At 65.6% G+C, this 13,114-nt stretch carries 17 protein-coding genes; 5 read left to right on the top strand and 12 right to left on the bottom strand.

Annotated elements, in window-relative coordinates; translation table 11 throughout:
* The coding region (locus QZ753_RS10000) for an enoyl-CoA hydratase/isomerase family protein (protein WP_294643301.1) at positions 1 to 530 on the top strand (530 nt) is incomplete at its 5' end.
* Here QZ753_RS10000 and QZ753_RS09995 read toward each other — a convergent pair.
* From QZ753_RS09995 to QZ753_RS09985, 3 genes are all read right to left on the bottom strand, one after another.
* Positions 531 to 713, bottom strand: coding sequence for a hypothetical protein (locus QZ753_RS09995; protein WP_294643299.1), 183 nt, complete (start codon positions 711 to 713; stop codon positions 531 to 533). It abuts the gene before it with no gap.
* Between the two features lie 127 nt (positions 714 to 840).
* Positions 841 to 1,017 carry a hypothetical protein gene (locus QZ753_RS09990; protein ID WP_294643297.1) on the bottom strand — a complete coding sequence of 59 codons (177 nt, stop codon included), beginning with the start codon at positions 1,015 to 1,017 and terminating at the stop codon, positions 841 to 843.
* Positions 1,014 to 1,211: a hypothetical protein gene (locus QZ753_RS09985; RefSeq protein WP_294643294.1), complete on the bottom strand. Its 198-nt coding sequence runs from the start codon at positions 1,209 to 1,211 to the stop codon at positions 1,014 to 1,016. Before QZ753_RS09985 ends, QZ753_RS09990 begins: the two co-directional genes overlap by 4 nt.
* A 135-nt stretch (positions 1,212 to 1,346) precedes the next feature.
* Between QZ753_RS09985 and QZ753_RS09980 the strand changes: the two genes are divergently transcribed.
* From QZ753_RS09980 to QZ753_RS09970, 3 genes are all read left to right on the top strand, one after another.
* Positions 1,347 to 1,529, top strand: a complete 183-nt coding sequence (locus QZ753_RS09980; protein ID WP_294643292.1) for a hypothetical protein — start codon at positions 1,347 to 1,349, stop codon at positions 1,527 to 1,529.
* A 116-nt stretch (positions 1,530 to 1,645) separates the two neighbouring features.
* Positions 1,646 to 2,845 (top strand): MFS transporter, encoded by a 1,200-nt coding sequence (locus QZ753_RS09975; RefSeq protein WP_294643290.1) that lies wholly within the window; start codon positions 1,646 to 1,648, stop codon positions 2,843 to 2,845.
* 30 nt (positions 2,846 to 2,875) lie between these two features.
* Positions 2,876 to 3,856, top strand: coding sequence for an asparaginase (locus QZ753_RS09970; protein WP_294643288.1), 981 nt, complete (start codon positions 2,876 to 2,878; stop codon positions 3,854 to 3,856).
* Between the two features lie 12 nt (positions 3,857 to 3,868).
* Here the strand turns inward: QZ753_RS09970 and QZ753_RS09965 are convergent, their stop codons facing one another.
* Positions 3,869 to 4,618, bottom strand: a complete 750-nt coding sequence (locus QZ753_RS09965; RefSeq protein ID WP_294643286.1) for a Crp/Fnr family transcriptional regulator — start codon at positions 4,616 to 4,618, stop codon at positions 3,869 to 3,871.
* A 320-nt stretch (positions 4,619 to 4,938) separates the two neighbouring features.
* On the opposite strand from QZ753_RS09965, the gene QZ753_RS09960 reads away from it, so the two are divergent.
* On the top strand, positions 4,939 to 5,100 hold the full coding sequence (locus QZ753_RS09960) for a hypothetical protein (protein WP_294643284.1): 162 nt from the start codon (positions 4,939 to 4,941) through the stop codon (positions 5,098 to 5,100).
* Here the strand turns inward: QZ753_RS09960 and QZ753_RS09955 are convergent.
* From QZ753_RS09955 to QZ753_RS09920, 8 genes are all read right to left on the bottom strand, one after another.
* A complete protein-coding gene (locus QZ753_RS09955) occupies positions 5,060 to 5,479 on the bottom strand; it encodes a VanZ family protein (protein WP_294643282.1) in 420 nt (139 codons plus the stop codon). The two genes, QZ753_RS09960 and QZ753_RS09955, sit on opposite strands and share 41 nt — an antisense overlap.
* A gap of 73 nt (positions 5,480 to 5,552) precedes the next feature.
* The gene (locus tag QZ753_RS09950) at positions 5,553 to 6,521 is read right to left on the bottom strand and encodes a magnesium and cobalt transport protein CorA (RefSeq protein WP_294643280.1); all 969 of its coding nucleotides are present in this window, start codon (positions 6,519 to 6,521) and stop codon (positions 5,553 to 5,555) included.
* Positions 6,522 to 6,627: 106 nt separating this feature from the next.
* Positions 6,628 to 7,704, bottom strand: a complete 1,077-nt coding sequence (locus tag QZ753_RS09945) for an ABC transporter ATP-binding protein (RefSeq protein WP_294643278.1) — start codon at positions 7,702 to 7,704, stop codon at positions 6,628 to 6,630.
* A 14-nt stretch (positions 7,705 to 7,718) separates the two neighbouring features.
* Positions 7,719 to 8,561: a carbohydrate ABC transporter permease gene (locus QZ753_RS09940; protein ID WP_294643276.1), complete on the bottom strand. Its 843-nt coding sequence runs from the start codon at positions 8,559 to 8,561 to the stop codon at positions 7,719 to 7,721.
* A gap of 3 nt (positions 8,562 to 8,564) precedes the next feature.
* Positions 8,565 to 9,497, bottom strand: coding sequence for a carbohydrate ABC transporter permease (locus QZ753_RS09935; RefSeq protein WP_294643274.1), 933 nt, complete (start codon positions 9,495 to 9,497; stop codon positions 8,565 to 8,567).
* Positions 9,498 to 9,567: 70 nt separating this feature from the next.
* The gene (locus tag QZ753_RS09930) at positions 9,568 to 10,818 is read right to left on the bottom strand and encodes a sugar ABC transporter substrate-binding protein (RefSeq protein WP_294643305.1); all 1,251 of its coding nucleotides are present in this window, start codon (positions 10,816 to 10,818) and stop codon (positions 9,568 to 9,570) included.
* Positions 10,819 to 10,849: 31 nt separating this feature from the next.
* A complete protein-coding gene (locus tag QZ753_RS09925; protein ID WP_294643271.1) occupies positions 10,850 to 12,019 on the bottom strand; it encodes a PLP-dependent transferase in 1,170 nt (389 codons plus the stop codon).
* Entirely contained in the window at positions 12,016 to 12,699 is a 684-nt protein-coding gene (locus QZ753_RS09920; protein WP_294643303.1) for a FadR/GntR family transcriptional regulator, read from the bottom strand. Before QZ753_RS09920 ends, QZ753_RS09925 begins: the two co-directional genes overlap by 4 nt.
* Between the last annotated feature and the right edge of the window lie 415 nt (positions 12,700 to 13,114).

Raw genomic sequence — 13,114 nt, 5'->3', positions numbered from 1 at the left:
ATTGCGTTCCCTCCAATCGCCTCGCGGAACTGCGCCGGCAACTCACCGAACTCACGCCGGGCACGAGCCGGGACGCCGTCGATGCGCGGATTGCGATCGAGGCTGACGAGATCGGTGCCCCGCTTCTGGCGCATCATGGCGAGGCGATAAGCGAAGCATTCGCCCAAACCGACATCGCCGAGATCGAGCGGGCGCTCGATGCGATGGAGGGCGACGCCGTACACGGCAGATTCGCGCGTCGGACGCTGGAGACGATGCGAGGGCGCTCGCCCTGGTCGATGGCCGTGACCAATGCTCTTCTCGACGAAGGCGAGGCCAGCGAGACGTTGGAGGCGTGCCTCGTTCGGGAGTTTTGGGCCGCCTGTTTCTGTCTGGGGGTGGACGACTTCTACGAGGGCGTGCGGGCGGCGGTGATCGACAAGGATCGCAATCCGCAATGGCCGTCCGCCCGGCCGGACTGGCGTCAGCCGCCTCTGGAGACGGTTCTCGCCGCTCGGCCGGGCCGGGCGGACCCGGCGTTCGGAGGCTGATCAGCTTTCGGCCGCAGCCTTGTCGTCGAGGATGCGGGCCAACTCGACCGCCGTGCCGGAAAAGGTCTTGCCGCGGTCGGGCTCGCGGAAGCACTTCCAGAGGTTCGTCTTCTTGTCGCGTTTCCAACCGGCCTTGGTGATCTTCGCCTCGGCGGCGGCTTCGTGCGGCGTCTTGAAGGCCATAGGCTCATGTCTCCTTCGCGTTTGCGCCTTCATAGGCAAACTGCCCCCTCGCGCGAAGTCCATTCGATGATGCGGCGGGCAAGGCGGTCGTAGCTCGACGCCCGACCCGCCGAAGCATCGAAGGCGCTCATGGACCGCCGGCGATCGAACCCATCACGACCATGATCAACTCGTCGAGGTCGACCGGGCCGTTCAGGAGAACGCCGGTCTCCGTCTCCTCCACGTGCAAGCCCCCGTCGCTGGTTTCGGCCTGCCGCTGGAGTTCGCCGACGATGGCCTGCCGGATGCTCTCCTCGACGTTCACTGCCGTTGCCCGGGAGCGAAGGTCGAGGTGCCACCGTCTTCGTCGCTGAGGATCTCGTCCCGCGGTTCCGGCTTTCCGTCGGGCGCCTCCACCTGAATGAGGTCGTTGTCGAGACCGGCGAACTGGGCTGCGATCTGCGTCGCTTCTTCGCTCTGCGTCTCGTTCGGCTGGGCCTTCGGATTGGGGTGGGTCATCGGAGGTCTCCCTTTGTCATTGAGAACCCCAACGCACGATGCGCCAAGCCGCTCCCGAATTTGCCGGAACCCGACGACATCGGCGGTGTGCGCTCCATATCTCAGCTCATGCCCGGAACCTGATGGAGTTCGTCCTTGGCCAAGTTCGACAAGCCTTCCAACCGCAAGCGCGGCTCGTTGTGGGCGGTCGTCACGGCGGTCGTCGTCCTGGGCGTTCTCTACTTCATGTTCTTCTCGAGCCGGGAGGGCGGGCCGCCGTCGTCCACCACGGGCGGGACGGTGACGACGGGCGCGTCTGTCCCCGGCGGAACGCTGTAAAAGTCCCCGCGACAGACGCCGGGAAGACATGATACAGCCCGCATCGAACCGTTCGTACGCCTTACAGTCGTGGGCGCGCGGGGGGAGCGCGTGGCCACGAACCGGGGTTCGTTCGCATGTCGACCATCACTGCCGCCTCGACGTCGTTGCGCGAGAAGACGACGCTCTCCGTGCTGTTCGCCATGAGCGGCTGCCACATGCTGAACGACGTGATGCAGTCGCTGCTCGCGTCGCTCTACCCGCTTCTAAAGGAAAATTACGCGCTCGATTTCGTACAGATCGGGCTCCTGACGATGACGTTCCAGATCACGGCGTCATTGCTTCAGCCGGGGGTCGGCGTCGTCACCGACCGCTGGCCGCTGCCCTACGCGCTGCCTGTCGGGATGGGGTCGACGCTTTGCGGTCTCGTCCTCCTGTCGTCGGCCGGCAGCTTTCCCATGCTGCTCCTCGCGGCCAGCCTTATCGGCTTCGGATCGGCGGTGTTCCATCCCGAGGCGTCCCGCGTGGCGCGCGCGGCGTCGGGCGGACGCCACGGCTTCGCGCAGTCGCTCTTCCAGCTCGGCGGCAACGCGGGGACGGCGCTCGGTCCGCTGCTCGCCGCCTTCATCGTCCTGCCCTACGGCCAGCACAGCATCGCCTGGTTCGCCGGCATCGCATTTCTCGGCATCGCGATCCTGACCTGGGCGGGCAACTGGTATGCTGGCCATCGCCGGGCCCAGATTGGCCGCGCGCCCGTCAGCCGCGCCTTGCCGCTGCCGCGCAACACCGTGCTCTGGGCGATCGCGATCCTCGTGCTCCTTACGGCGACGAAGAACGTCTACATGGCGAGCTTCTCCAGCTACTACACGTTCTACGTCATCGATCGCTTTGCGCTGTCGGTTCGCGAGGCGCAGCTGATGCTCTTCCTGTTCCTCGGCGCGGCGGCGGCGGGCACGTTCCTCGGCGGCCCGATCGGCGACCGCTACGGCGCGCGCTTCGTAATCTGGTTCTCGATCCTCGGCGTCATCCCCTTCGCGCTTCTCCTCCCCTACGCCAACCTGCCGCTGACGGGCGTCCTCACCGTGATCATCGGCTTCGTCCTGGCTTCGGCCTTTCCGGCGATCGTCGTGTTCGCGCAGGAGCTGTTGCCGGGCCGGGTCGGGCTGGTGGCCGGCATGTTCTTCGGCTTCGCCTTCGGGGCTGGCGGGCTCGGGGCTGCGTTCCTCGGCGATTTCGCCGATACGGCGGGTATCGAGTTCGTGTATCGCACGGTCTCCTATCTGCCGCTTCTCGGCCTCGCCACGATTCTCCTGCCCAGGCTGCCGTCCCTGCGCTGATCGAGGCGGGCCCTCCTGAGGAAACCCGCCATGCCGCGCATCCAACTCGTCACCACCGGTGGGACCATCGCATCGCGCGCCGAAACCGCGATGGCCGGCGCCGACGTCGTGGCGTCCGTGCGCGGCGAGGCGCTGCGGGCCGGCCTGCATGACCGGCTCGAGGAGATCGAGATCGCGGTCGACGACTTCTGCAGCGTCAACTCGTTCTCGATCGACCTGCCTCTCGCCTTCGCGCTCGCCCGTCGCATCGACCAGCATCTGGCAGACCCCGCCTGCGACGGCGTGGTCGTGACCCACGGCACCGATACGATGGAGGAGAGCGCGTTCCTCTCCGACCTCGTCGTCCAATCGGCGAAGCCCGTCGTCTTCACGGGGGCGCAGCGCAGCGCCGACGCGCCGGATACCGACGGCCCGCGCAACATCGCCGAAGCCGTGCGTCTCGCCGCGACGCCGGAGGCGGTCGGGCTCGGGTCGATGATCCTCTTCGAAGGCGACTTCCATGCCGCCCGCGACGTGACGAAGACCCACACGGCCCGCACCGATACGTTCCGGTCGGGAGAGCACGGAAAGCTCGGGGAGGTGGATGGCACACTGGTGCGCATCCACCGCCGACCGACCCTGCGACGCACGTTCGCGCCGACACATATCGAGACCGGCGTCGAACTTGTCCGAATGGCGATGGGCTGTTCGGACCGCGTGCTGCGGTTCGTGGCGGGCGAGGGGGCGAAGGCGATCGTCATCGAGGGCTTCGGCCGCGGCAACACGCCGCCGATCGTGACCGGCGCCGCGGCGGAAATCATCGCGTCCGGCATTCCGGTGATCGTCACCTCCCGCTGTCCGGAAGGTCGGGTGAAGCCGGTCTACGGCAATGGCGGCGGACGCGATCTCGAACGGGCGGGCGCGATCTTCGCGGGCGATCTCAGCGGCGCCAAGGCCCGCATTCTGGCAGCCGTCGCGCTGGGGAGCGAGGAATGCGATCTCCGGGCGGTATTCACCGAACTTGGGGGGTAAGGCGAGGGGCCGTCAGCGCCGCCGCGTCTGCGCCTCTCCGATCGGGTGCGGCTCGCCGATCAGCCGCGCATACTCCTCCTCGGGAATACCGTAGCAGCCCGCCGCGATGGATTTCAGCCCCTCGCGATCGAGGATATGAATGTGCCCGCGCGTCGCCCTGATGAGGCGCGCGCCTTCCAGCACATGGATTTCGTTCGTCACGCCCGAGCGCCGCACGCCGAGCATCAGCGACAGAAACTCGTGGGTGAGAGGGAGGTCGTCGGAGTGGAGGCGGTCCTGTGACATCAGGAGCCAGCGGGCCAGCCGCTCGTTGATGTTGTAGCGGCCATTGGCGAGTGCCGAATGGGACAGCTGCACTTCGTAGCAATGGACATAGCGCAGGAGAAGCTGGCGCAGCGCGTCGTCCTCGGCAACCGTACCAAGAAGCGCTTCGGCCGGCATCCGCAGGGCTGCCCCGGCGGTCTGCATGAAGGTGCGGTGGGGCGTGTGGTCGACGCCATGAAGGACGCAGAACCCCGTCATCCCCTCCGGCCCGATGTGGCCGACTTCGATCTCCTCCGCTCCGTCGCGACTGGTGGCGACCATCGAGGCCAGTCCGGCTTCGAGGAAATACACGTCGCGGATCGGGGTGCGCTGTTCGACGAGGAGCTGGCGTACTGGCAGTTCGACGGTGGCGAAGTGAGGGGCGAGCCGCGCGAAGGTCTCGCCGGAAACGGCGGTCAGCAGGCGATTGCGGACGCTGGACTGCGTGATGACCGACATCGACTCGTGGCTTCCCTCCCGACACGAGCCCGTTCCGGGCGTCGTCGCCGGCCCGAATATGAAGCTGGCCAATTGCTTATGAGGGAAGGGACCCGGTTCCTCCATATCCGTCAGCGGACGGTACGATTCTGACGCTGCAGCCAACGACCCGATGACAAGCCGATGGGTGGCGGTGTTCGGAAGTGCCTGCGGACGACAGCTGAGCGCCTCCGAGACCGTCCGACCCATGGCCAAGATGGCTCTTCGATCGCCAGTCCGACAATACAACCCGCTCGACTTCCGAATTGCAACCGCTAGTTATTCGAAGAGGGAGCGATGCGATGAAGAGCGAAGCGAGGGTAGCGTCCAAGCCGATCGAGCGACCCGAGATCGAGCGGGTCCCGGTGCGCGACGAGATGAGAGCCGCACGCGGGCTCTTCGTCGGGCTGGCGCTTTCGGCCATTATCTGGCTGGCGCTTCTGGTGACGTGGCTGGCGTGGTGAGCGTGCGCGCGGGCACGTCTCTGGAGGCGCCCCGAGACGCGCGGCGCGGGTGGACAGTCAGGACGAGACGCGCGAGGCAGAGACCGACAAACGCTCCGCCCGCCTTCACGAGCGCATCGTCCAGCCGGGCATGTCGCGTCGGCGAAAGCTCCTGAAGCAGCTCGATGGCAAAGGCACCGACGATGATCGTGAGGCCGACCGCGAGCCATCGTTTGGGATAGGCGAGTGCGAAGAGTGCCGTCATCACGACGAAGGCCAGGGCGCGATCGAGATCGACCGGCATGACGTCGTGCGGCCTCAGGCCGATCGGCGAGACGGTGACGAACAGGATGGCCGCGAGGGCCAGCCAGGCGGCGAGGCGAAGGATGCGCTGTGTCATCCCCTCGTCATGTTGGACGAATGTGGCGGCCGCGTGCGGCGGCCAATACGATCGTGCGGTATGGTTGACGCCGTTATAGCCAGCGGGCGCGCTTGAAGCGGACGTAGAGGACGCTGCAAATCACCGCGATGGCTGCGAGAACCTCAAAGTAGCCGTAGCGGGATTTCAGCTCCGGCATGTTCTCGAAGTTCATGCCGTAGATGCCGGCGATGGCGGTGGGCACGGCAAGGATGGCGGCCCACGCGGCCAGCTGGCGCGTGATCGCACCGGTCCGCTGCTGTTCCAGAAGGTTGCTGAACTCGAAGACCGAGATGACGATCTGGATCAGCCCGTCGACCAGCGTCTGGACCCGGCGGACATGGTCGAGCACGTCGCTGAAGTAGGGCCTGCTCTCCGGATCGATGCAGGGAAGGTCGAGCCGGACGAGCTTGCCCGCGACCTCGGCCATGGGAGCCAGAACCCTTTGAAACTTGGCGAGCTGCCGGCGCAGGGTGAAGATGCGGGTGATCTCGTCCCGCCCGAGGAACGAGTCGAGCGAGCGCTGCTCCATCGTCAGCACGTTGTCCTCGATGGCTTCCACGATCGGCAGATATCCGTCGACGATGTAGTCGAGAATAGCGTGCAGGACGTAGTCGACGCCGTGAATCAGAAGGGTCGGCGCGGCTTCGAGATGCTGGCGCAGGGCCGTGTGCGAGCGGGCCGATCCATGACGCACGCTGATGATGTGGCTGTGTCCGAGGAAGATGGCCGTTTCGCCGTATTCGATCCGGTCGCCGTCGAGCGCCGCGGTCTTCGCGACGACGAAGAGCTGGTCGCCATAGACGTCCACCTTGGGCAGCTGGCGCGCATCGACGGCGTCCTCAACCGCGAGCGGGTGCAGATTGTACTGCTCCTTGAGGACCTGCATTTCCTCCTGCGTCGGATCGCATATGCCGATCCAGACGAACTCGGACCGGTCCGACGGACAATCCACCTTCTCGTGGATCGAGATCTCACGAACCCGCTTGCCGTGGCGGTAGAGATAGGCGGCGACCACGGTCATGCGGGGGGCCTCGCGTCCCGGAAGGGGAGGGCAGGGGCCGAACGTGCGACCCGTCTTTCCCGCTAGATGTCGCACGCTTTTGTGATGAAAAGATTGTGGTGCGCGGTCAGGCGTGTTCGAGGCGCGTCCCCGTCTCGTCGTCGAACACATGGAGATGCTCGGCGGGCAGGAGCACGCTCAACCGCTCGCCAGCCGTCCAGTCTCCGTAGCCGGGCCGATAGGCCTTGATGGCCACCTCGCCGTAGCGCAGATGAACGATCGTACCGACCCCGGTCGGCTCGACGAGCTCCACTGCGCAGTCCACGGCATCCACCGCATCGGATGGCGCGAAGGCGACATGCTCCGGCCGGATACCGATCGTGACCGGTCGTCCTTCAGCCAGCCCGAGGGGCGCCAGCGGAATTTGGGCGTGGCCGACGTCGAGATGCGGCCGGGGGCCGTTGCGATAGAGGCCTGAGACGAAGTTCATCGCGGGCGAACCGATGAAACCGGCGACGAAGCGATTGGCCGGGCGCTGATAGAGATCGAGCGGGGTGCCGATCTGCTGGATGCGACCGGCGTCGAGCGCGACGATCCGGTCCGCCAGCGTCATCGCCTCGATCTGGTCGTGCGTGACGTAGATCGAGGTTGCCCCGAGGCGCTGGTGCAGTTTCTTGATCTCGGCCCGCATCTGCTCGCGCAAGCGCGCATCGAGGTTGGACAGGGGTTCGTCGAACAGGAAGGCCTGCGGCTGGCGGACGATGGCCCGACCCATCGCGACGCGCTGGCGCTGTCCGCCGGACAGGGCCCGCGGCTTGCGGTCGACGAGCTTCGACAGGCCGAGCGTTTCGGCGGCTCCGCGCACGGCTTCCGAGATACGTTCCTTGGCGGTTTTGCGAAGCCGCAGCGAATAGCTCATGTTTCCCGCGACGCTCATGTGCGGGTAGAGCGCGTAGGATTGGAACACCATCGCGATGTTGCGATCCTTCGGCTCCATGTCGTTGACGCGGCGTCCCCCGATCAGGATGTCGCCGGCTGTCGCCTCTTCCAGCCCCGCAATCATGCGAAGGAGCGTCGACTTTCCGCAGCCGGACGGGCCGACGAGGACGACGAATTCGCCGCTGCGGATCGACAGGTCGACGGGCTGGAGGACGTGGATCGGGCCGAAGGACTTTTCGACGGCGTTCAGATCGATCGTGGCCATGTGTGTCTGATCCTTCAGCCTTTGACCGCGCCGGCGGTGAGCCCCTGCACCAGGAAGCGCTGAATGAGGAGGAAGAAGAGAAGCGCCGGGACGAGCGCGAGGACGCCGGCGGCCATCATCTGCCCGAAGTTGACGCCGAACTTCGAGACGAAGGACAGGAGGCCGACCGGAAAGGTGCTGGCGTCCGTCTTCGAGATCAGCATCAGCGCGAAGAGAAGCTCGCTCCAGGCCGCGGTGAAGACGAAGCCGAGCGTCGCCGCCATGCCGGGCAGGGTCAGCGGCACGATGATCTCGCGGAACGCCTGGAACCGGCTGGCCCCGTCGATCATCGCGGCCTCGTCGAGATCCTTCGGGATCGCGTCGAAGAACGACTGCATCAGGAACACCGCGAAGGGCACGTTGAAGGCGGAGTAGACGATGATCAAACCGGTGAGGCTGTTGGTGAGGCCGATCGGTGCCAGCATGCGGAAGATCGGCGCGATCAGCATGACCAGCGGAAACATCTGCGTCACCAGCATCAAGCCGACGAGCCAGAGCTTGCCTCGAAACCGGAAGCGCGACATGGCGTAGCCCGCGCCGGCCGCGATCAGCGTCACCACGACGGCGGTCGTCAGCGAGACGATCAGCGAGTTGCGGAAGAACAGCGGAAAGTCGCTGTTGCGAAGCACGAACTCGAAATGCTCGAAGCTCGTGCGCGACGGCCAGAGGCGTACGCCCTCGCTGTAGAGCAGCGCATTCGGCGTGACCGAGACCTTGAGAAGCCAGAAGAGCGGAAACAGCGCGACGACGATGTAGAGAAGGATCGCGGTGCGATGGGCGATGGTGCCGGCAAGGCGCCGACGGGTGACGGCGGCCATGGGTCAGGACCTGTTCAGGAGCATCTGGCGCAGGCTCACGAGGAGCAGCGAGTAGATCATCAGGAGCACCAGGAGCACGAGGGCGATCGCCGATGCGTATCCGAAGTCGAGACGCCGGAAGGCGGTCGTGAAGATATAGCTCGCGACGATCTGCGTGCGGTCCGCTGGTCCGCCGTTCGTCATCACCACGATGAGGTCGGCGAAGTTTGCGATCCAGACGGTGCGCAGGAGGATGGTGATGGCGATCGTCGGCGCGAGGAAGGGAAGGGTGATCGAGCGAAAGCGCTCGATGGCGCCGGCGCCGTCGATCGCGGCGGCTTCGTAGATATCCTTCGGGATGGATTGCAGCGCGGCGAGGAGCGTGATGGCGAAGAAGGGAATGCCCCACCAGACATTGGCGATGATCGGTCCCCACATCGCATGGTCGGGATCGGCGAGGATACTGGTGGGCGTTTCCGTGAGCCCCAGCGCCGTCAGCCAATGCGGGATCGGCCCGACGACGGGGTTGAAGAGCCACGCCCAGTCGAGCCCGGACAGGAAGCTCGGCACCGCCCATGGAAGGAACACGAGCGCCTGGGCGAGGCCCCGGCCCGCGAACGGGCGGTTGAGGAGAAGCGCCAGGATCAGGCCGAAGACGAACTGCAGCGCGACCGAGGTCCCCGTCCAGAACACGGTGTTGCTGAGCGCCAGCCGGAAGTTCTGGTCGGAGGCGAGCTTCACGAAATGACCGAAGCCGACGAAGCCGCCGCTGAACGGGTTAAGCAGGCGGATGTCGCGGAACGCGTAGGAAACGCCGACGACGAGCGGCACCAGCATGATCGTGACGATCAGGATCACGGCCGGGGCGGCATAGAGGTAGGGCTGCAGGCTGGAGGTCCAGCTTCGGCGCAGGACCTGAGGGGCAGGCGGTGTGCCTGTCTGGCCGATGGCAGTCATGAGATCCGAGCCGGCTGCAGGGAAGGAAGTGGGGAGCGGCCGGGCCGCTCCCCTTCGCGTCGTGACGGGCTCAGTTGCCCATCTGCTTCTTCTTGGCGGCGGTCAGGTACTCCGCCCACTGCTTGGCGAGATCGTCCGGCGTGATCGAGCCGAGGAGGGCTTCCTGGCTGGTCTTGATCACGAGCGAGTCCTTGAAGAAGGCGAACTCCTCGAGGTCCGTCGGCATCACGGTCGGCACGACGTTCGGGTCGGACAGTTCCTCGAACCAGCCTTTGAATTTGTCCTGCGCGTAGAAGGGATCCTGCTCGGCCGACTTGTGGACAGGCAGCGCCCCGGTCCGCTTGTTCCAGGCCAGGTTGCCCTCCGGCCCTTCGAGCGCCTCGATCAGCTTCCACGCAAGATCCTTGTTCTCGCTGGCCGCGAACATCGACCAGCCGGCATAGCCGATGGTCGGGAAGGCCTTGCCGGCCTGGCCCTTGGGCATCGGCGCGACGCCGTACTGTTCGGGCTTCAGATGCTCGTCGATCGCGATCAGCGCGTCCGGGTCCTGATCGAGCATGGCGCAGGTGCCGGAATAGAAGCCCGCGACGATCTCGTTGAAGCCCCAGTTGATCGAGTCCTTCGGCGCGTAGCCGTTCTTGTAGAGGTCGACGACATAGGTCAGTCCCTTGACCCAGCCTGGCTCGGAGAAGGTCGAGGTGCCGTCTTCCTTGAAGAACGTGTTGTCGCCGTTGGCCGTCGCGCCGAACATGACCCAGCCGTTCAGGCCGCCGGGGCCCCCGCGCAGGCAGTAAGCCGACTTGCCGGCGGCCTTGATCTTCTCCGCGGCTGTCGTGAATTCGTCCAGCGTCTTCGGCGGCGCCTCGACACCTGCCGCCTTGAAGACGTCCTTGTTGTAGAACATCGCGCGCAGGTAGAAGCCGTAGGGCAGCATGTAGGCGGTGTTGTCGACGGCGCGGCCGAACTGGAGGGCGCGGTCGTTGAGGCCGCCCGTGTACTGCCAGTTCTTCAGGTACGGCTCGAGGTTCTCGAGCGCGCCGTTCTTGGCGTAGAGCGCGAGCCAGGTGTCGGGCATCTCGACGACATCCGGCGTCTCACCGGCCGACACGGTGGTCGCGAACTTCTCGAACGCTTCTCCCCAGGGCAGCGACGTGATCTCGACGGTGACGCCCGGATTGGCGGCCTCGAAGCCCTTGACGATCTCGCGCAGCGTCGCGGTGCGCTCGGGGCTCGTGATCACCTCGGTCAACTTCAGGGTCTGAGCCAGTCCGGGGCTGGCGCAGAGGCCGGCCAGCATGGTGGCGGTAAGAAGCGTCCTGATCATGCCATTCCTCCTTGGTTGTCGTCGGGGTTCAAAGCGTCGCGGCGGCGATGGCCGCCTCGATGTCGTTCCAGAGAAGCTCCGTGCCTTCGAGGCCGATATGCAGGCGGACGGAGCGCGGATGGATGCCGAAAGCGACGGCGGAATTCGGCTGCGCGGCCTGCGCCCGCACGATCGCGCCAGGCACGACGAGGCTTTCGTGGCCGCCCCAGCTGACGCCGAGGGAGAAGGTCGAAAGCGTGTCGGCAAAGCGCGCGATGTCGATGCCCTCGTGGAAGACGAAGGAAAAGAGGCCCGAGGTGCCGCGCAGGCCCGGCGGCAACGCGTTGGAGAGACCGGGATGCGCGACGTGTTCGACCGCCTGGTGCGCTTTCAGGCGCTTTGCCACCTCGAGACCCGATGCCTCGTGCGCCTTCATGCGGATCGGAAGCGTGCGCAGCCCGCGGATCAGCAACCACGCTTCGAACGGCGAGAGCTTGCCGCCGAGATAGGGATGGGTCTCCGACCGAACCCGGTTGATCAGCGCCGCGGGGCCCGCCACGACGCCTGCAACGACGTCGCTATGGCCGCCGAGATACTTCGAGGCCGAATGCAGGACGAGATCGACGCCGAGCGCGATCGGATTCTGGAAGACCGGTGACGCCCAGGAGTTGTCGATCACCGTCATGACGCCGGCGTCGCGGGCGAGCGCTGCCAGCGCGCCGACGTCATGCGCCTCCATCATCCAGCTGGTCGGACTTTCCATGTAGAAGAGCTTCGCGCCCGGCAGCGCCTTCCTGACGGCCTCCTCGTCGAGCCCATCGACATAATCGATGTGAATGCCCATCCGCTTCGCGAAGGTCTCGAACAAACGGTAGGCGTCGGGATAGACATTCCGCACGGCGAGGATGCGCTCGCCCGGCGATACGAAGGTCAGAACCGTGGAGGAGATCGCTGCCATGCCGCTGGCGAAGGACAGGGCGTCCTCCGTTCCCTCGAGCTCCGCTACCTTCTCCTCGAAGATGCGCGTCGTCGGGTTGAGGCCGCGCGAATAGGCCGGACGCTGCTTCTGGCCGCGGTAGACCGCTTCCATCTCCGCGTAGGATTCGAAGGTGAAGAGCGAGGTCTGCACGATCGGCGGCACCACCGCCGCATAGGCGTTGGGCGCGTCGTGAGCCACGATGCCGGACGCATGATCCAGCCAGTCCATCCCGTCGATCATTGGGACATGTCCTCGATGTCTTCCTCGACGATGGCGAGGATGTTCAGGGTCTTCTCTCGCGCATTGGCCGGATCGCGTCCGGCGATCGCGTCGAAGAGCTCGCGGTGAAATGGAAAGGACCGGCGCGCGAAGTCCGGTCGGTCGAACGGCTTATCGAAGAAGAGCTCGAACGCCTCGCGCATCTGTTCCAGAAGCTGACCGAAGAGCGGATTGTGCGTGGCGTCATAGATCGAAAGGTGGAAGGCGAGATCCTCGCGCCCCGCCGTGCCCTTTTCCAGATGCACGCGCTCCATCTCCTCCAGCCTTTCGCGCATACGCTCGATATCGGCGCGCTCCGCCCGGCTGGCGGCCAGCATGCTGGCCTCCACCTCAAGCCCGCGCCGGACATCGAGTGTCCGCAACAGGCCATCCCGGACGGGACCGGGGTCGAACGAGAGCGGAAGGTGAACCGTGGCCGCCGAGATGCTGCGGCGGAGGAAGGAGCCGCTGCCGCGCCGCGTCTCGACGACGCCGAGCGCCTGGAAATGACGCATGACTTCACGAACGGTGGACCGGCCGATCCCGAGGGCCCCCATAAGCTCATGTTCGGTCGGAAGGCGATCGGACGGCCTTAGGCCGGACTTTGCGATGTGATCCGCGACGATCTGGATCGCATCCTTCGTCCGGTTCGCGGACGGCATTCGTGCCAGCCCCTCGATCGCCATACATCCCCCAAGCACCAAGTTGTCAGACAGCAGACAGCGGATGGAAAGAGGCGTCAAGACGGAAAAGAGCAACGGGGATTGTTCGGCGGGGGAGGGGAGGGACAGGGAAAGGGAACGGGATACAACAGACGCTAACCTGTCGATTTTCGATCCCGTGACACCGTCATGACGTCCGTCTGACCGCTCTGCGACGTTGTAACCTGTTGTTCTCTCTTGGTTTCCGAACTTTTTTCCGCTTGGTCGGAATTTCCCTGTTGACCTTCATCGGTGGCTCCCCCTATAAGGCGTTCATCGACGACGGCGGTGGCGCCGGGGCGGGTTGGACGGGGTGCAGACGCACACTGGATGGTCTGCCGGGAAGTTGGGCTAGCGGTTGTGTTCCTCGGGTATC

It is taken from the genome of uncultured Aureimonas sp., from assembly GCF_913775355.1.
GTDB lineage: Bacteria > Pseudomonadota > Alphaproteobacteria > Rhizobiales > Rhizobiaceae > Aureimonas.
The sequence above is the reverse complement of the archived record's forward strand: the minus strand, read 5'-3'. Positions and strand labels throughout refer to the sequence as shown.